This is a genomic window from Clostridium sp. 'White wine YQ' (assembly GCF_028728205.1).
GTDB lineage: Bacteria > Bacillota > Clostridia > Clostridiales > Clostridiaceae > Clostridium_T.
In genome coordinates, this window is sequence record NZ_JAQYUU010000001.1 from 1,204,934 (window position 1) to 1,224,514 (window position 19,581).

Consider the following 19,581-nt stretch of genomic DNA (forward strand, 5'->3'; position numbering starts at 1 on the left):
TTATCTAGAATAAGAAAGTGATTAACTCATTGTTGATATGTTTTGATAGACATTTCACGTTGAGAGTGTTGTATTGATAACAAAAGTAAAATAATATAGGGAAATAAACCTTGAAAACAAGCTGTCTTAAGAGGATTAGCACTATTTAAGATGACAAATCGAACAAAAAAAGACCGGCTGGTATTGCTACCAGTCGGTGGAGGAGCTGTTAATACATTATACTATGCGGTTTGTTTCGATAAATAGTAATGGAACCTTCAATACAGTTCTTACAGCTGATGTTTCCAGATATGCGCTGCTTGGTAGTTTGAAAGGCCTTAGTAAACTTATTGATCATTACGCGAGTATATTGCTTTCCATATCTTTTTATATAGTTTAGCATTGTTCTTCTTATCAATTTATTATTCATTCTAGTGAACATCCTTTAGCTTATACATTGCGCGACGCCCGTATTTTCCCATGTCTAAAAAAACAATTCCTACTTCATTATCACTGATGTAGTTGTAGAATCTTTTTCCGAAAACACCTGCCGGACCTCTTTCGATATTCCAATCCTCACCATACACATCAGGTAGTGAAAATTCTTGTCCATTTGAAAAACGTCCATCATGTGCACGTCTTACAGCTTCTTCTGGGGTGAAGATTGTATTCTCTGGAAATAGTTTGTTACGTATTAAATCTTGAATACTCATTTTCTCTGCTTGAGCCATTTCGCTTAGCTTCTGATAATACTCGTCATTTAAAGTTAATTTTACAATTGGCATACATTAGTCCTCCTTTACATGTTGGGTACCTGTTCTATAAATATAGTATAACATGTAAGGTACCAACGTGCAATACTTTTGAGAAAATTTTATTTTCACCGTAAAATCAGTCGCTAGTTATACTTAGGAAGTTGAAGGAGTAGGTCTCCTTACTTTCTATAGAAATGAGGTGAAGCCTTATTGGGTAAGTTACAAGTATCAGTAAGGAAATACTAATCCGACAGTATACCAGGCGCTGACGCAGATAAAAAATGATTCGAAGAGGTATCGACCACTTGTGTATATCTGTTCACAGTTTTCTGGTGATGTGGAAGTAAACACAGGCAAGGCAATGAGGTGCAGTAGATTTGTAGTTGATGCAGACGGAGATTAACAAAGCAAAAAAGAAGAACATGACAATCCGTTATTTTACGGAAGATTTAGTGGAGGCATAAGAAATGCAACTAACATTATTTACAGCAAACTGTGCCAGCGATAAAGCAAATTACAGTTATCCCAATCAGATGCATGTCACCTGTCCAAAGGAGCTGCAAAAAGCAGTAAGAGTCAACCACCTATGCAATGTACAAAGAGAATTACACAAGCATTGATAATTTTATAAGCTCAGATTGTATGGTGATGGATATTGATAATGACCATTCGGAAAATCCGATAGATTGGATTACAGCAGAAAAAATTGAATCTCTTTTTGAAGATGTGGACTACATGCTCACGGACAAGCCGCCACCACATGATTTCAAAAGAAGGAAAAACTGCAAGACCGAAATACTATATTTATTTTCCTATTGAGGAGTGCAGTGATGCAAATATCTATGGTGCTATGAAGGTTTCACTTCAAAAGAAATATACTTTCATTGACGATAACGCACTGGATGCAGCCTGATTCCTATTTGGCGCAGAAAGTGATGATGTTGTTTGGCATGAAGGCTGGCTAACTGTAGATGATTTGGTGGAACCGGAGACGGATTTTGATGAAGAGGATACTTCATCAAGTGGTCCTATTTAAGAAGGAAGTCGCAACAATACCATGTCTCACTTTGCAGCAAGAGTTCTAAAACGTTACGGAATTACAGAAAAGGCTCGTGACGCATTTTGGGAACACGCAAAGAAATGTGATCCGCCACTGCCAGATGAGGAGCTAGATACCATTTGGGCCAGCGCAGTTCGTTTCTTTAATAAGAAGGTCGTAAGTCAGGATGGATATGTTCCACCTGAAGAATATAATGCAAATTTTGAAGGTTATTCTTTGAAACCGGAGGATTACTCTAATATTGGAGAAGCTAAAGTGCTGGTGCGTGAGTATGGAAATGAACTGAAATATACCAATGATACGGACTATCTTCGTTATGACTGAGATTGCTGGCAGGAGGATAAACAGTTAGCTATCGGTGCAGTTGAGGAGTTTTTAGATTAGCAGCTGGCGGATGCTCAGGATGAACTCCAAAAGGAAACTGAGGCTCTAATTGGTGCTGGGGTTCCTTAAGAAATCGTAAAAGCTGGTGGAGCTACACTTGCAAAAGAAGTATCAGGTAATCAGATGAGACCATATTTTAGGTTTATTGGTGCCCAGACTTATTTAAAATTTGTATTAAAGCGTCGTGATTATAAGTTTATTATGGCAACGGCAAATACTGCCTAGCCAATGCTCTCTATTTCAGTATCGGATCTAGATAAGGATTAGAACCTCTTAAATACACCAGTAGCAACATACAACCTAAAAAAAGGACTTGCTGGTGAGCAGCCACATGATCCGCATGACTTAATTACCAAGATGACTACCTGCTCTCAAAGAGATAGGTAACAGCTATGGCTAGATACCTTAGATTTGTTCTTTTGTAAGGACCAGGAGCTTATTGATTACGTGCAGCAGGTTGTTGGAATGAATTTAATAGAATTCTTTACTGAATAAATCTTAGTTAATAGAATTTTAATTTTTTAATTAGAAAAATAATAATTTAAATAAGTTCTAAATCCATTTCTCAATCATATTGTAGAATATAAGTTAAATTTAAGAGGTGGAATTTATGGCTTACGAGAAGAGTTGGACTGAAGGGGTCTATAGTAATGATGATGTTAAGAGAATAGGGGAAACATTAATTAAAAAGATTAAAGAAAATAAAGGAACGTACACTGCAAAGCTTGGAGAGATAGGCGAAATATGTGGATACAAATTTAATGATGATGGAATGCTTGAAAACTATGGTGGATTATTTAAAGCTATACAAGTAGCGAAAAGACAATATAATATTCAATCAATTAACAAAGGAAGAAAAGGGAATATGTACTGTTTAAAGGAAGTCTCAAAAGAGAAAAGTGCTTATGATGAAGATTTAGAGGTACTAGAATCTATTAAAAGTATTATGGAAACAATAGACTTTGAAAAAATTACCACGGATAAAGCTATAAGAATGTTAAAGTTAATAAAAAAAATATTAGTTTAAAGGGGGAGTTTATATTGATAAACAATAAAAAACCAGTAAATGTTTATGTGATACTTGGAGAAGCTAATATGAGAAAATCATCTACAATGAGGTGCTTATCTGGAATAGATAGAAAAAATGTTTATGAAATTCAGCATATAAACGGAAGTATAAGAGACACATTTGTTAGAATTTCTTCTCTTCAAGAAGCTGATTGTACTGAATTTGAATTCGTAACATATGTAACTAAAGAAGTTAAAAAACATTATGATGATATATTTATAAGTCTTAGGATTAAAGGATTTATTCATCCAAAATCCAAAAGACCATTAAATTCAGCACAAGACTATATTAATCATTTTGTAAGTATTGGATGGACTGTTATTAAGATTGTTGATTTTCAAGATTCAAAAAATATAGTTTCACTCGGAAATATAACACCAACTTTAACCCTAATAGATACTGATAAAAAGACATCAAATTATACAGCTTCTATAGTAAGAAATCACTTCAATTGGATATAGTTTAAGTGCATGGCAATAAACTTCGCTCTTTTCTACCCATTTTTAGGAGGTAAGCCAAATGAAAATACCAATAATAACAAGACTTTTGGTGTCTAGAGCAGGTCCTAAAAATAGTTTTTTGGGAAGTATCTATGGCTTTTTATTTGGTAGCACCACAAGTGGGAAAACAGTACTTGCAGATGCACCAAATCCTGAGATGACATCATTTGTGTTCAGAGAAACATTAATGGGTCATCTTTTACTTTCGGATTAGTTATTCTTCGATAGCTATGGCTAAAAATACAATTGATATGACAATAGCTACTGAGGAATATGGTGCTAAATTCTTTGTAAATGGTGCTAATCCTGGAGGTGTACTTGAGGCATCCAAGGGTATTAAAAGACCCTGCAAGAGTTAGAGAAATTTGGAACAGTATGCATCAAGGTAGGTCCAACGCGCATAGGGTGCAGTTTTAGAAGAAGGAATGAAGTTTCAAAGCATAGTTATTCCATCAGAACAAGCATAGTTTTTACAGACTAGAAAATTTCAAATAGATGAGATAGCAATGATATTTAGAATCCCACCTCATATAATTGGAGATCTTGATAAATCATGTATTTGCAACATAGAACAGCAATCACTTGAATTTGTTATGTACACACTTGATCCGTGGGTGGTTAGGTGGGAACAGGCTAAAAAAGAGCTTTATTTAATAAAAGTGAAAAGAAAGAATACTTTGTTAAGTTCAATGTTGATGGCTTGCTAGATGGTACTGAGATAGAAGTTATAATTGAGTAAATAATTAAAAAATACTGATTGTGGTGATTTTATCATAATTGGTGTTTTTTGTTTTGCCAGTGATTTGCACAGAGAATTTCTTTTTTTATTTTTAACTTAGGAAACGATGAAATTAATGAAATACCCAAATATATTAGAGTGGAACATGATGCATATATTTTTCTATCCTATGGATTAATTAATTAAATTCCAGTTTATTGAATATTATGTAGAATTGTGTTAATGATTATTATAAAATTAATATAAGCATAAAAAAATATTTCCTTTTATCCATATGATTGGATATCGTGAAGAAATATAGATGGGAAAAATTAGAACTAAAAATTTCTACTAAGTTACTAAGCTATATGACATTGTTATAGGAGATTTCATTATGAAGAAAAAAATACTTTTAATAACACCTGAGAATGAGGAAATAAATAAATTTAGAAAAAATCAATTCAATAATTTTATTCAGATTACTATGCCATATTTAGCAGCTTTTATAGATGAAAATAAATATGAAATAACTTTAGTAGATGAATATAATCAACCAGTTCCATATGAAGATAAATTTCATTTAGTTGCAATAACGGTAAATACATCAAATGCTACGCATTGTTATGATATCTCTAAAAAATTTAGAGATAAAAATACTAAAGTTGTAATGGGAGGACCTCATGCGACATTATTACCAGAAGAGGTAAAGAAACATTGTGATTATATAATGGTTGGAGAAGGAGAAATTATATGGCCAGAATTTTTACAGGATTTTTATCAAGATAAAGCAAAATCAGAATATATTTGTAAAGAAGTACCTACCCTTAAAAATATACCTATAGTAAGAAGAGATTTAATCCATAGGAGGCACTTTACAAAGGGAGCAGTTATCTCTTCAAGAGGATGTCCTTATAAATGTAGCTATTGCAATTTAAAGCAGATTTATTGTGAGCAGTTTAGGACTAGACCTATTGATGAAGTCATTTTTGAAATAAAGACTATGAAAAATAAATTTTTTGTATTCTGGGATGATAATTTTTTTGGAGATATAAACTATGCTAAAGAATTATTGATGGAATTAAAAAAGCTTAATAAAAAATGGGCGGCTCAAGTAACATTAGAGCGATGTAAAGATGAAGAATTATTAAAATTAGCTAAAGAGGCCGGTTGTGTATACTTCTTTGTTGGAATAGAGTCTTTTTCTCAGGAAAGCTTAGGTAGTGTAAATAAAGGTATAAATGATGTGAATAGATACAAAAGTTTAATAGACAAAATTCATAATAATAATATTTGTGTACAAGCAGGAATAATATTTGGATTCGACACAGATAAAAAAGATGTATTCAAGAAAACATTAGATGCTTGCAATGAGTTAGGGATAGATGGGGCCACTGTAAGTATATTGACACCTTTACCTAAAACACCAATATATGCTCAGTTAAAAGAAGAAAATAGGTTAATAACAGGGGATTGGAGTTATTACAATGGAAAAACTAGAGTAGCTTATATTCCTAAAAATATGAGCAGGGAAGAATTATTCGAAGGTTACATGTGGTTTAGAAGAGAATTCTATTCATTGAAATCTATTTATAAAAGAATGAGAAAATCTAAAACTAATATAATCTATAACTTAATTGTAAATTTGGGGTATAAGATAAGCCTTAAAGGTACAAAAAGTTAGTTTTAGTATAATTAATCTTTTAATAAGCATAAGGAGGATACAAAAATGACAACTAATAATGGTGGTATCCCTACATTACAAGAAGCAGAAGCCTTACTCCATGAAGCTTCAATTTTAAATCCAGGACAATGGGTTGACCATTCTAAATATGCTGCTAATTCAGCAAAGCTTATAGCTGAAAATTGTGATGATATAGATCCAACTACAGCTTATATATGTGGTTTATTACATGATATAGGTAGAAGATATGGTGTAACAGATCTAAGACACATACTAGATGGCTATAACTTCTTAATGGGAAAGGGATTTGATAGAGCTGCAAAAGTATGTTTAACTCATTCTTTCGATTGTAAAGATATAAAGACTGCTTTTGGTATATGGGATTGTTCTAAAGAAGAATTTAACTTTGTAAAAACGTATTTAGAGAATATACAGTATGATGATTATGATAGGCTCATTCAGCTATGCGATGCATTAGCATTTACAAATGGGTATTGTCTTATAGAAAAGAGGATGGTTGATGCTGTTTTAAGACATGGAACAAACGAATATACAACGCTTAAATGGAAGGCAACCTTTGAAATAAAAGATTATTTTGAACGTAAGATGGGAAAATCGGTCTATAGTATACTTCCCAGGGTAATAGAGAATACCTTTGGATTATAGGAAAGGGAATTTATTATGCATAACAATGAAGAAGTTCTTCATGGAGGTAACGTTAATGAAGTAGTTCGAAAAGGAAATGCTGTTCATCGAAGTACTAACTGGAGTCCCTTTGTTCATGAACTTCTTATATATTTAGAAAAGAAAGAATTCCAAGGTGCTCCGAGGTTTCTAGGTATAGATGATAAAGGTAGAGAAGTACTATCATTTATTTCAGGCGAAGTACCTGGTGATTATTACCCAGATTTTAAGCCGTATATATGGAGTGACAATTCTGTTATAAAGAGCGCTGAGTTATTACGTAAATACCATGATGCAGTGATACATTTCAAAATATCTTCTACAGAAACTACATTCGAAGTTAAACAACCTGCAAAAGAGGAGTGGAAAGATGAAGTGATTTGTCATAATGATGCTGCTCCATATAATATTGTTTATAAAGATGAAGAGCCCATAGCACTAATAGATTTTGATTTAGCTGCTCCTGGCCCACGGATTTGGGATATTGTATATATGCTCTATACTTCTGTTCCCCTTGCAAGCTTTGCAATAGACTATACTACAGGAAAATCCATACCTTATATTAGTGAATTGCATGGAGTAGAGCGTAAACGTAGAATTCATCTATTCTTTAATGCATATGGAATGAGAATCCCTAACAATCTTAAAGAGTGGACTATATGCCGAATCAAAGCAATGTGTGATACATTAACTTCTGGTGCTAAACAAGGAAACATAGCATATGAAAAGATGATAGAAGAGGGGCACTTAAAGCATTATGAGAAAGAAATTATTTTCTTAGAAGAACACTTTGAAGAATGGGAGTAATAAGTATCGTTCTTCGATTATCGTTATATAAAGTTAACGCAGAAAAAAGCCGTGGTCATCCGAACCGCAGATTAAAATGGGAGGATAATATCGATGGGATTAAAAGATATAAAACTTTGGGAAAAAAATGTTCCTGATGCCGACTTAATTTCTACTATTGGGGATTTGAATAACGAAGGGTTACCTACCCTTACCCCTTATTTATTAAAAGGGGAGAAAACCCGCCCTGCAATTATTGTTTGCCCGGGCGGATCATTTCAATTTAGAGCGTCTAATGAAGGAAAACCAATTGCAAAATGGCTAAATCAAATAGGAATAAATGCTTTTGTTTTAAATTATAGGGTTGCTCCTTTTACTCCATTTACGTCAACCAAAGATGCAGTACGAGCAGTTAGGTATATTCGGTATCATGCCCAAGAATTTAATATTGATCCGGACCGGATAGGCATGATAGGATTTTCAGCTGGCGGTTATCTCACCGCTTTTGTAGGAACTCGTTTTGATAATGGAATTATAGAACCGGATAGTCGAAATGCGCAAATTATGACGATGCTTTTGGGAGAACCAGATTTTAACGATCCGATTGATCAAACGAGTTCTAAACTTAATGCGATCATTTTATGTTATGCTGAGACATCCCCATTTTCTAAGGAAAATTTGCCACCAGATTCTCTATTAACAAAAGATATTACAGTGGATGAGTTTATAGACTTTACTTCAAATCATAAACATGTTACAGCGAAAACACCACCGACTTTTCTATGGATTACAGCGACCGATCACTGGAATTTTCAGCGCCAAAACTTACTTTTTGCTCAAGCTCTAAATGAGCTAAATCTACCATTTGATTTTCATATATTCTCCAAAGGTCCCCATGGTTTAGGATTAGGTGAGGATGAACCTACGGTAGCAATCTGGCCAAAACTTTGTGAAAATTGGCTTCAAGGATTATAATATTCCGTTTATTAATTCCATAAATAACAAATTAAATTAAACTTGGGTGAGCTTAATTGCTCATCAAAGTCTTTTTATATTCAGCTATAATTTCTAATAATAGAGAAGAGTAGTCCGACTCATATATTTGTACCAAAAGCATTATAAATCTATAAAATAAAGTAGGGAAGTGTAGTACACCTCCCCAAAAGTTCACTTATTTGTTATTCTTAAAACCTTCTAATTTATCTTGTAAGTTTTTAATTTCTGTATCTTTAATTAATTTTATATGTTCAATTTCCATTTCAATTTTTCTAGAGTAGTATTCCTGCAAGTTTTCTTTTTGTTGTTTTAAAGAATTTTCTTTATCTAAATTATGAACTTTAGATATATTTTGAATTTCTTCTTTATGTTCTAACCTTATAGCTTTAATATCACTTGTAGAGTGTTCTAGATTTGATTCTAGAAAAGAGATCTTATCTAATAAAGATGATATATAAATATCTTTCTCAGTCAGTTTAGAAGATAGAGTAGAGAAGTCACCATTAAGTTTTTTATTCTCTAAACTAAGACTAGAAAATTTGTCTTCTAAACTTTTAAGTTCATCTATTTTACTATATAACAATTCATTTTCTTTATTAACTTGATTTAATAAGAATTTATTTTGTGCATTTAATTCTTCTGTAGATTTTGTAACAGAATCTTTTTCTTTTAAACTTTCCTCAAGTCTTTTATTAGTTTCTTTAATTTCTGATATTTGATTTTTTAAATTATTTATTTCTTTATTTAATGATAGTATAACCTCATTTTTTTCATTAAGTTTTTCAGATAGCTCTTTACTTATTTTTTCTTCAGCCGTAACATTCATTTCTAAAGAAGCTAAGTAAAGATTCTGAAGTCTAGATACATATTCCTCAAAGGTTTCGATTTCTCTTTTTCTATCTTTTAGAGTACTTTTAGCTTGCTGCATTTCAAACACTTGAAGCAAACTAGCCATACATTGTTCTTGAGTTATACCTTCTTTTTCAGCTACCTCTCTAAAATTCTTAATTGTTTCTTCTGATAATCTCATTGTTGTTGCCTTTAAATCTGCCATGTTTTCCTCCTATGTAATACTGTATACTACATTATAATACGTATGTATTACATGTTCAAGAATTCTCGAAAATATATGATTAATTATTTTTTTATAAGCATCAATTCTGACAAATTTTCAAATTTGAACGCATTAAAAAGCGTGCAAATGTACATTTGGATATTTTCAAAATTATTTTTCTATTAAAATGAATTACACATAAAAGAAGATAGATTTTTAAATCAGGTGTAAAAGCGCATGAATTAAGAATTACATCAATTTCTCCTAAAAACTCATATAAAAATGTTCGCTAAATATACATTTAGCGAACTTATTGTTGTAATTTATATAAAATTCCTGTAAAATTATATTAATGACATTATTAGGAGGTTTTTCACTTGAAATATCACATAGAAACCATGAAAAATAACGATTTACCGCCAGATTTAAATGACTTTTTAAATTATTTAGAAACAATCAAAGGCAAATCTTTAAACACAATCGACGGCTATAGGATTGATTTATCTATGTTTTTTAGATTTTTAATGATATACAAAGGTCATTCTGAGCAAAATATCGAATTCAACCAAGTAAATATCAGGAATATAGATGCCGATTTCATAAATAAAATAAGACTTTCAGATATGTATGCTTTCTTATCTTTTACAGAAAAACAAAGAGAAAATGGTACATACGCAAGAGCTAGAAAGGTTGCAGCACTAAAATCTTTCTTTAAATTCTTAACAGGTAAGGCAGGTATAATAAAAGATAACCCAGCATTAGAGTTGGAATCCCCTAAAATCAGCTCTAGACACCCTATTTACTTAACTTTAGATCAATCTCTTACTCTACTGGATTCAATGGATAAAACGTATAAATACTACACCAGAGATCACTGTATGATTACTTTATTCTTAAATTGCGGATTGCGAGTATCTGAACTTTGCAGCATCAATATTTCTAAACTAAAAGGTGATACTTTGAATATAATCGGTAAGGGTAATAAAGAAAGAACTGTTTATTTAACACCTGCAGCACTTAAATCCATCGATGATTATATGAAGGATAGAATTAAGTTGAAAACAAAGACACCAGATGACGCAGATGCCCTATTTATCAGCTCTTACGGTACCAGAATCACTAAAAGAAGCGTTGAAAAAATAGTTAAAAAATACACCCAAACTGCAGGTTTAACAGACGCAAAATACACCCCTCATAAATTAAGACACACCGCCGCAACGCTAATGTATAAGCATGGAAACGTTGATATTAGAAGCTTACAAGATATTTTAGGTCACGAAAACATCTCCACTACACAAATCTACACCCATGTAGACGATGAAGACTTGAGAAAAGCTGTTAAATCTAACCCACTTGCAAACTTAAAATAATTCATGTAATACATGATACTACATTGTATTACTTTGTATTCAAGGCATATAGTGATTTTAAAATTTATCGAATGTACAAAAATAAAATAAAAATAAAAAAGGTGTACTTAAAATACTAAGCACACCTTATAACTTCTATATATTTCCTTTTATTCTTCTCAAGCCTGGAAAAACCTCATTTGAATTCTCTTCTAAATAAGTTTCATCTTCCACTAACCCATCTAAATCTTCTACATATTCAATATGATCCCAAGCATCTTCGTACTCTTCATCAGATTCAGTATATGCTGTTTCCACATCTTCTTCAAAATCAGCCTCATCATCTTGATTTTCTTCAGACTCTTCTATTTCCACGAATTCGTCTTGAACAAATTCATTTTCAATGAATTCATTCTCTTCAATATTTTTTGCTATCTCTTCTATTCTAATTGCTTTTATATCTATTCCTTCATCTTCTAAACACTTACCACAATTGTTGCAAAGCTTTTTATTATCATAAACGCAATAATCGCATTCACCACAGTCATTACACTTCTTTTTCGAATTAAATATACAAATTTCTCTCATGTACACTACTCCTCTTTAAATCACTCTTTAGAGATTATAACAAATAAGCTCAATATAAGCAAATTTTTTTATGAGAACATAAGTTTGATTAATTAGATATACTATGCTATAATGGGAGCATAAGTTAGAGAGGTGTTAATAATGTCTAAGGATAAACAAACTGAAATATATGATTTTCTTAAAAATTATACAGAAAATAAAGGGTATCCGCCTTCAGTAAGAGAAATATGCGATGCCGTAAGTCTTAAATCAACTTCAACAGTACATGGACATTTAAAAAGACTTGAGAAAAAAGGTTTAATACGTAGAGATCCTACTAAACCTAGAGCCTTAGAGATCCTTGAACTAAACTCTCCTAAAAGGGAAATGATCAACATACCTTTAGTAGGAAAGGTTACTGCTGGAGTACCTATTTTAGCAACTGAAAATGTTGAAGACTCTTTCCCTATCCCAATAGATTATATTAAGCATGATCGTGAACTATTTATGCTTAAAGTATCCGGAGAAAGTATGATTGAAGCTGGAATCAATGATGGAGATTTGGCCATAATTGAACAATGTCAAACTGCTTTAAATGGTGAAATTGTTGTAGCATTAATCGATAACGAAGCTACAATCAAGAGATTTTATAAAGAAAAAGGAAGAATAAGATTACAACCTGAAAATAGTACAATGAGTCCTATTATAGTTAATGATTGTTCAATTTTAGGTAAGCTTGTTGGACTTTTTAGAGCATATTAAAAAAATACTGGCATTTAGCCAGTATTTTTTATTTATTTTATTTCCAAAACCTTTGATAAAGCAATCATTATTCCAAGCTTAGCGTGATCAAAAGTTAAACCACCTTGTAAATAAGCTATATACGGTTCTCTAATTGGCGCATCTGCTGATAATTCAATACTTGAACCTTGTATAAATGCTCCAGCCGCCATTATTACTTGATCCTTATATCCTGGCATATCCCATGGTTCACATTCTACAAATGAATCTATTGGAGAACCTTTTTGAATTCCCTTACAGAAAGCAATAAGCTTTTCCTTATTTCCAAACTTAACAGCTTGAATTATATCACTTCTTCTATGATTATATTTAGGTAACACTTCAAATCCTGCAAGTTCCATTATTCTTGCACAGAATACTGCTCCCTTTACTGCTTCCATCGCTACATGTGGTGCTAAGAATAATCCTTGATAAAAACTTCTCATTACACCAAAGGTAGAACCACACTCCCCTCCTATTCCAGGGATAGTTAATCTATATGAACTTTGAACAACACACTCTTCTTTTCCTGCAATATATCCTCCTGTAGGAGCTATACCTCCACCGATATTTTTTATTAATGAGCCTGCAATTAAGTCTGCACCAACATCAGTAGGTTCTAATGTTTCTATAAATTCACCATAGCAATTATCAACAAAAACTATAACGTCCTGTCTTATGCTCTTTATATGTGATATAGCAACTTCTAAATCTTTTATATTAAATGAGTTTCTCCAACCATAGCCTGTACTTCTTTGCATATGTACCATCTTAATTGATGGATCATTTTTTAATTCATAAGCTATTTTATCTAAATCAAAATATCCATCTTTTAAATCTATTTGCTTATAATTAACTCCATAATCCTTTAAAGATCCAATATTCTCTTCTACTTCAATTCCTATAATGTTATGTAAAGTATCATAAGGAGTTCCTGTAACTGTTAGCAAAGTATCCTTTGGTCTTAAGTTACCAAATAAAGCAGCTCCAATTGCATGTGTTCCATTTACAAAATGAGGTCTAACAAGTGCACTTTCACAATTAAATATTCTTGCATAAACCTTATCTAATGAGTCTCTTCCTATATCTCCATATCCATAACCTGATGAATTAGTGAAATGAGAATCACTTATTCTCTCTTCTTGAAGAGCTTTTAGGACTTTGAATTGATTATATTCTCTTATTTCATCATATATCTCAAACTCTTTCTTTATATCCTCCATTGCCTTTGAATATAAATCTAAAGTCTCATCATTGATCTTATATTGTTCTTTTAAATATTTTACTGTTAAATCTAGCATTAAAAATGTCCTCCACTTAATTTATTCCCAGACTCAAATAAAAGCTCTCTATGCAGAGCATAGAGAGTATTTTATACTGTTGTTTCATTATTAAACAAAATTGGTTTAGCTGGGTTTATAGTTGAAATTGCATGTTTATATATCATCATTTGCTTGCCATCAGAATCTAAAACTACAGTAAAGGAATCAAAACCTTTTACATATCCCTTTAATTGAAAACCGTTTGTTAAGTATACGATAACTGCAATTTTATTCTTCCTAGCACCATTTAAAAATATATCTTGCAAATTATTACTTTGCTTATTCATTCAACTCATCCTCCATATTCATTACCGAATTAATTCTATTATACTCTTTACTTTACATAATGTCATTAGTTATTTTGGTTACAATTTCATCTTGATTCTTAAATTCTTCTCTATTAATAAACTCAGCTCTTGGGTCTTTTCTAAACCATGTAAGCTGTCTTTTTGCATAATTTCTACTGCCTTGCTTAATGTTTTCTATAGCATCTTCTAGTGAGACTTTATCATTTAAATACTCAAATAATTCCTTATATCCAATACCTTTCATAGATTGCATATTCTCATTTAACCCTCTATCTTTTAAAAGCTCTACTTCCTTTAAGAGACCTAAATCCATCATTATGTCAACTCTTTGATTAATTCTTGAATATAGTTCATTCCTTGGCATATTTAAAACATAATAATATAAATCATATTTACATGTATATATACTATCACCCATATCAAATGAAGAAAAAGGCTTCTTAGTTAGATGAAAAACTTCTAGAGCTCTAATTACTCTTTTTCTATTATTATAATGAATAGTATCTGCGCTTACTGGGTCAACTTCTTTTAGCATATTGTGTATATGCTCATTCCCATTACGTTCAGCTAAATCATTTAAATAAGCTCTATATTCCTCATCCTTTTCTCCTTCTGCAAAAGTCATGTTACAAATTATAGAATTTATATACAATCCAGTCCCACCAACAATAATAGGTAACTTACCTCTTGAGTGTATGTCTTCAATTATATTAATCACAGCATCTTTATACTCAGAAACTGTATATTCTTCCCGCGGGTCTAAAAAGTCAATCATGTAATGAGGAATACCGTCCATTTCTTCTTTAGTAATTTTAGCTGATCCAATATCCATATACTTATATATCTGCATTGAATCTGCTGATATTATTTCCCCATTTAAATTTTTTGCTAAAGTTACAGCAGTCTCACTCTTTCCTACTGCTGTTGGCCCAGCAATTACTAAAAGTTTATTATTCATATATACTCCTTAGGTTATTCTTCTAAATCGCTTTTCTAATTCATAATTAGTTAACTTAATAATTGTTGGTCTACCGTGAGGACAATGGTATGGATCCTCCATCTCTCTCATGTCATTAACCAAACTTTTCATTTCTTCAATGGTTAATTCATTATTAGCTTTTACAGCAGATTTACATGAAAGAGTGGCTATTCTATTGTATTTTACCTCAACAGTCTGACCAGTACCAAGATTTTTTAAGTTATCTAAAATACTTAAAAATAATCCTCTAGGATCAAGCTTACCTAAGAAATATGGAACCTCTTTAACTGATACAGTGTTAATTCCGAAAGGTTCTATTACAAAGCCCGCATTTTTAAATATTTCCATGTTGTCTTCATAATATACATAATCATCTAAAGTAAGTTGAATTATACTTGGTATTAATAATGGCTGAATTTCTACATGTCTATTTTTTATATCTTTATAGTATTTTTCAAAAAGATATTTTTCATGTGCTGCATGTTGATCAATTATATATAATGTGTCAGCATACTCACATAAGATATAAGTTTTATTAAATTGACCAATTACATTAAGAGGTGGTATTTTAGGTGTTATTGGAACCCTACTTTCATAAGTTACATCAGAAGTGCCCTCACTAATAGAAGATGAAGTTTCATTTATCTCCTCATTTATAACTTCTATTATTTCCTTAAATTCACCCTTGTCTTCATCTCTTACTACATCATTTTTTAAATCAACAGGTATTTTAACCTCAACTATTTCTTTTGGATTATCATAGTAAGTGTTTTTAAAATATGATGGTTTCTCTATTTCAACACTTGCTTGCTTATCATATTCAAGGGAAAAACTTAAATTTTCAAGTTTGTCTTCTGAATCACGTCCTGTATCTTCCTCCATAAAGGATGATCTTACATTTTCTTTAAGTTTATTATGTACTGTATCAAATATTATCTTAAATAATTCTCTCTCATCTTTAAACTTAACTTCTGCTTTTGTTGGATGTATATTAACATCTACAAATTCAGGATAAGTTTCTACATTTATAATGAAAAATGGATACTTATTGACTGTAGCAAAAGATTTAAAAGCAGTTTCTACAGCTGCAGTAATAGTTTTGTTTTTAATATATCTTCCGTTAATATAAATACTTTGATTATTTCTGCTGCCTCTTGATATTTCTTCGTTTCCTATATATCCGTGAATTGTTAGGGTATCATTTGCACCTTGAAAATACGTTACATTCTCTAAGATTGTTTTACCATAAATATTTCTTATTACATCTTCTATCTTTCCATTACCATAAGTGTTAAGCATCTTCTTTCCGTTTGCAGTTAATGTAAATGATATATCAGGATTAGATATTGCAATTCTAGTAATTATATCATTAATTAATGCAGCTTCCCTAGAAGAGGACTTAAGAAACTTCTTTCTAGCTGGCACATTATAAAATATATCTCTAACTTCTATTGTAGTTCCATAATTAACTCCACTTTCAGTAATATAATCAATATTACCACCAGTTATAGATATCTCAGTTCCAGTTTCAATATCCCTTGGTTTTGATTTTAGAAGAGTTTTAGATACTGAAGCAATCGATGGCAATGCTTCCCCCCTGAAACCTAAAGTACTTATAGAATATATATCCTCAACAGTTTTAATCTTTGAAGTTGCATGGGGAAGAAATGCTTTTGAAATATCTTCTGGATGTATTCCATCTCCATCATCTATTACTTTAATAAGAGTTTCTCCGCCATTTTCTATCTCTATTATGATATTCTTGCTATTAGCATCTATTGAGTTTTCAACTAGCTCCTTAACCACAGAGGAGGGTCTCTCAACTACTTCTCCAGCTGCTATTTTATTTGAAGTATTATCATCTAAAATATTTATTCTCTTCAATCCCCATCACCTCACATTTAATTTATTGTATTTCCTTTGCATCCTTGATTAACTTGTATAGTTTATTCATAGCATCCATTGGAGTCATATTTAAAACATCTAATGAAGCAACTTCATTTATAAAGCTATCCTTTTCTATAGCAGTAAAATCCAGCTGCATTGTTTCAGCCTTTTTAACCTTTTCCTTTGGTTTAGCTTCTGAAGTATCTATTTTATTAGTAATTACACTATTACTACTTACGCTGATTTCTTCTTTAGCTTGCATATTACTTTCTAAGTTAAGTAAGATTTCTTTAGCTCTATCAATTACATTCTTAGGTAGTCCTGCAAGCTTTGCAACCTCAATACCATAAGACTGATCTGCGCCACCTGGTATGATCTTTCTTAGGAATATTATATTATCTTGAAGCTCCTTAACAGCTACAGAATAGTTCTTAACTCCTGAGATTTTATCCTCCAGTTGTGTTAATTCATGATAATGTGTTGCAAAAAGAGTTCTTGGTTTTATGTTTCCTTTAGATAAGTGTTCAATAACAGCCCACGCTATACTTAGTCCATCATAGGTAGAGGTACCCCTTCCCACTTCATCTAAAAGTACCAGTGAATTCGAAGTTGTATTCTTAAGAATATTTGAAACTTCCCACATTTCCACCATGAAGGTAGACTTTCCACCAGCTAAATCATCTGATGCACCTATTCTAGTAAATATCTTATCGCATATACCTATATTAGCTTCCTTAGCTGGAACAAAGCAGCCTATTTGAGCCATAAGAGTTATTAATGCTACCTGTCTCATATAAGTAGATTTACCAGCCATATTTGGTCCAGTTATAATTAAAAGTTGATTATCTTCTGAGTTTAACTTAGTATCATTTGATATAAACTCTCCAGAAGGAATAACCTTTTCAACTACTGGATGTCTTCCTTCAATAATATTTGTTATTCCACCTTCATTTAAGACTGGTTTAACATAATTATTTTCTAAAGCTATCTTACCAAATGTACTTAAAACATCTAGTTCAGAAATAATTCTAGCTGTTATTTTAAGTCTTTCTATAGCTGAATCAACTTTATCTCTAACATCACAAAAAGCTTTATATTCTAAGTTTACTAATTTCTCTTCAGCACCAAGAATATCATCTTCAATTTTCTTTAGCTCATCAGTTATAAATCTTTCAGCATTTGCAAGAGTTTGCTTTCTAATATATCTGCCTTCAGGAATAGAACTAAAGTTAGCTTTACTTATTTCTATATAGTAACCGAATACCTTATTATAACCTACCTTAAGGGATTTAATTCCAGTTACTTCTCTTTCATTATTCTCAAGAGAAGCTATCCATTCCTTACCTCTAAGCTTAGCATTCTTTAATCTATCTATTTCTTCATCATAGCCATCTTTTATTATTCCACCTTCTTTAATAGTAAGAGATGGATCATCTAAGATAGCCTTCTCAAGAAGTTCTTTTATATCTTTTAATTCATCAATTTTCATATAATATTCTTTGAAAAGTAACGCATCAAAGTTAGATATTATATCTTTTATTTCAGGAACTTTATTTAAGGATAGTTTTAAACTGATTAAATCCTTAGGAGTTACATTTCTATTTGATATTTTTCCTATGATACGTTCTATATCGTATATAGAATCTAATGCTTCTCTAAGTTCTTCAAGCATAGAAATAGAATCTGTAAGTTCGTGAACTACTTGTAATCTACTTTCTATTCTATTTTTATTTATTAATGGTTCTTCAATAAATCGTCTTAAGGTTCTAGAACCCATTGCTGTTTTAGTTTTATCTAAAACCCAAAGAAGTGAACCCCTTTTATTCTTTTCTCTTAGGCTTTCAGTAAGCTCTAGATTTCTTCTAGAAGAGGAATCCAATGTCATATAATCTTCAATTTCATAGATTTCAATAGAAGTTATATTAGATAAAGTAATTTTTTGTGTTTCATTTATGTACTTTATTAATCCATTAGCTGAAACCTTAATAAATGAATTTAATTCATTAGTTTCAGTATTCTTAAATTGGTTATCAAAGTCAGTATAATCTTCTGAAAAGTATTCTTCAGCTTTTACTGTAATTAATCCTTGATATGCCTCTGTTAATTTACTTCTTAAGTTTTCTTCAAATAATTTATTTATTATGATTTCTGACGGCTTATATTTAGCTATTTCATCTTGCACTAGTGCAAAGTTATTAGAGAACTTTGTGCATTTAAATTCTCCCGTAGATATATCAGATGAAGAAAGTGCAAATTCATTATTATTAAAATAAAGTGCCATTATATAATTATTTTTACTGTCGTCAATAAAAGCAGTATCATTAAAAGTACCCGGTGTTATTACTTTAATAACATCCCTTTTAACTATTCCTTTAGCTAAGGCAGGATCTTCAACCTGTTCGCATATAGCTACTTTATACCCTTTAGTTATAAGTCTACCTATATAGTTACTAGAAGCATGATAAGGTATACCACACATTGGAGCTCTATTTTCTAGACCACAATCTCTTCCAGTAAGAACTAATTCTAATTCTTTTGAAGCAATTTCAGCATCTTGGAAAAACATTTCATAAAAGTCTCCAAGTCTAAAAAACAGAATGCAATCCTTATAATTCTCTTTAATCTCAAAATATTGTTGCATCATTGGAGTTAATCCCATACAAACCTCCTAATAAATATAAAAGCCCTATGAAAGAGCTTTTATTATAGGAACTCTAAGTATG

Annotated in this window: 18 protein-coding genes and 1 pseudogene; 11 read left to right on the forward strand and 8 right to left on the reverse strand. The window is 31.3% G+C overall.

What is annotated here, in order from left to right; translation table 11 throughout:
- Positions 1-410: 410 nt before the first annotated feature.
- On the reverse strand, positions 411-764 hold the full coding sequence (locus tag PTZ02_RS06050; protein WP_274226908.1) for a DUF1413 domain-containing protein: 354 nt from the start codon (positions 762-764) through the stop codon (positions 411-413).
- A gap of 277 nt (positions 765-1,041) precedes the next feature.
- Here PTZ02_RS06050 and PTZ02_RS19690 point away from each other — a divergent pair, with 277 nt between their 5' ends.
- The 9 genes and pseudogenes from PTZ02_RS19690 (at position 1,042) to PTZ02_RS06090 (ending at position 8,591) form a co-directional block, all read left to right on the forward strand.
- Complete coding sequence (locus PTZ02_RS19690) at positions 1,042-1,137, forward strand: DUF7768 domain-containing protein (protein WP_443112613.1); 96 nt, start codon at positions 1,042-1,044, stop codon at positions 1,135-1,137.
- Positions 1,138-1,791: 654 nt separating this feature from the next.
- Positions 1,792-2,118, forward strand: coding sequence for a hypothetical protein (locus PTZ02_RS06055; RefSeq protein ID WP_274226909.1), 327 nt, complete (start codon positions 1,792-1,794; stop codon positions 2,116-2,118).
- A gap of 670 nt (positions 2,119-2,788) precedes the next feature.
- Positions 2,789-3,205, forward strand: a complete 417-nt coding sequence (locus tag PTZ02_RS06060) for a hypothetical protein (protein WP_274226910.1) — start codon at positions 2,789-2,791, stop codon at positions 3,203-3,205.
- Between the two features lie 14 nt (positions 3,206-3,219).
- Complete coding sequence (locus PTZ02_RS06065; protein WP_274226911.1) at positions 3,220-3,708, forward strand: hypothetical protein; 489 nt, start codon at positions 3,220-3,222, stop codon at positions 3,706-3,708.
- Between the two features lie 64 nt (positions 3,709-3,772).
- Positions 3,773-4,459: pseudogene (locus tag PTZ02_RS06070) on the forward strand (phage portal protein); the annotation flags it as partial.
- A 400-nt stretch (positions 4,460-4,859) separates the two neighbouring features.
- Positions 4,860-6,146 carry a B12-binding domain-containing radical SAM protein gene (locus PTZ02_RS06075; protein WP_274226912.1) on the forward strand — a complete coding sequence of 429 codons (1,287 nt, stop codon included), beginning with the start codon at positions 4,860-4,862 and terminating at the stop codon, positions 6,144-6,146.
- Between the two features lie 45 nt (positions 6,147-6,191).
- Entirely contained in the window at positions 6,192-6,812 is a 621-nt protein-coding gene (locus tag PTZ02_RS06080; protein WP_274226913.1) for an HD domain-containing protein, read from the forward strand.
- A 15-nt stretch (positions 6,813-6,827) separates the two neighbouring features.
- Positions 6,828-7,637 carry a phosphotransferase gene (locus tag PTZ02_RS06085; protein ID WP_274226914.1) on the forward strand — a complete coding sequence of 270 codons (810 nt, stop codon included), beginning with the start codon at positions 6,828-6,830 and terminating at the stop codon, positions 7,635-7,637.
- A 93-nt stretch (positions 7,638-7,730) separates the two neighbouring features.
- Complete coding sequence (locus PTZ02_RS06090) at positions 7,731-8,591, forward strand: alpha/beta hydrolase (protein WP_274226915.1); 861 nt, start codon at positions 7,731-7,733, stop codon at positions 8,589-8,591.
- 196 nt (positions 8,592-8,787) lie between these two features.
- Here the strand turns inward: PTZ02_RS06090 and PTZ02_RS06095 are convergent, their stop codons facing one another.
- Complete coding sequence (locus PTZ02_RS06095; protein WP_274226916.1) at positions 8,788-9,666, reverse strand: hypothetical protein; 879 nt, start codon at positions 9,664-9,666, stop codon at positions 8,788-8,790.
- Between the two features lie 377 nt (positions 9,667-10,043).
- Between PTZ02_RS06095 and PTZ02_RS06100 the strand changes: the two genes are divergently transcribed.
- Complete coding sequence (locus PTZ02_RS06100; RefSeq protein ID WP_274226917.1) at positions 10,044-11,036, forward strand: tyrosine recombinase XerC; 993 nt, start codon at positions 10,044-10,046, stop codon at positions 11,034-11,036.
- Positions 11,037-11,171: 135 nt separating this feature from the next.
- Here PTZ02_RS06100 and PTZ02_RS06105 read toward each other — a convergent pair whose 3' ends face one another.
- The gene (locus PTZ02_RS06105) at positions 11,172-11,603 is read right to left on the reverse strand and encodes a hypothetical protein (protein WP_274226918.1); all 432 of its coding nucleotides are present in this window, start codon (positions 11,601-11,603) and stop codon (positions 11,172-11,174) included.
- A 141-nt stretch (positions 11,604-11,744) separates the two neighbouring features.
- Here PTZ02_RS06105 and lexA point away from each other — a divergent pair, with 141 nt between their 5' ends.
- A complete protein-coding gene (gene lexA, locus PTZ02_RS06110) occupies positions 11,745-12,344 on the forward strand; it encodes a transcriptional repressor LexA (protein ID WP_274226919.1) in 600 nt (199 codons plus the stop codon).
- 32 nt (positions 12,345-12,376) lie between these two features.
- On the opposite strand, the gene PTZ02_RS06115 is transcribed toward lexA, so the two are convergent.
- The 5 genes from PTZ02_RS06115 to mutS form a co-directional block, all read right to left on the reverse strand.
- A complete protein-coding gene (locus PTZ02_RS06115) occupies positions 12,377-13,663 on the reverse strand; it encodes a methionine gamma-lyase family protein (RefSeq protein WP_274226920.1) in 1,287 nt (428 codons plus the stop codon).
- A 71-nt stretch (positions 13,664-13,734) separates the two neighbouring features.
- Positions 13,735-13,971 (reverse strand): RNA chaperone Hfq, encoded by a 237-nt coding sequence (hfq, locus tag PTZ02_RS06120; protein WP_202766298.1) that lies wholly within the window; start codon positions 13,969-13,971, stop codon positions 13,735-13,737.
- 52 nt (positions 13,972-14,023) lie between these two features.
- On the reverse strand, positions 14,024-14,950 hold the full coding sequence (gene miaA, locus PTZ02_RS06125) for a tRNA (adenosine(37)-N6)-dimethylallyltransferase MiaA (RefSeq protein ID WP_274226921.1): 927 nt from the start codon (positions 14,948-14,950) through the stop codon (positions 14,024-14,026).
- Positions 14,951-14,959: 9 nt separating this feature from the next.
- Complete coding sequence (mutL, locus tag PTZ02_RS06130; protein WP_274226922.1) at positions 14,960-16,855, reverse strand: DNA mismatch repair endonuclease MutL; 1,896 nt, start codon at positions 16,853-16,855, stop codon at positions 14,960-14,962.
- A 22-nt stretch (positions 16,856-16,877) separates the two neighbouring features.
- The gene (gene mutS / locus PTZ02_RS06135; protein ID WP_274226923.1) at positions 16,878-19,517 is read right to left on the reverse strand and encodes a DNA mismatch repair protein MutS; all 2,640 of its coding nucleotides are present in this window, start codon (positions 19,515-19,517) and stop codon (positions 16,878-16,880) included.
- Positions 19,518-19,581: the final 64 nt, after the last annotated feature.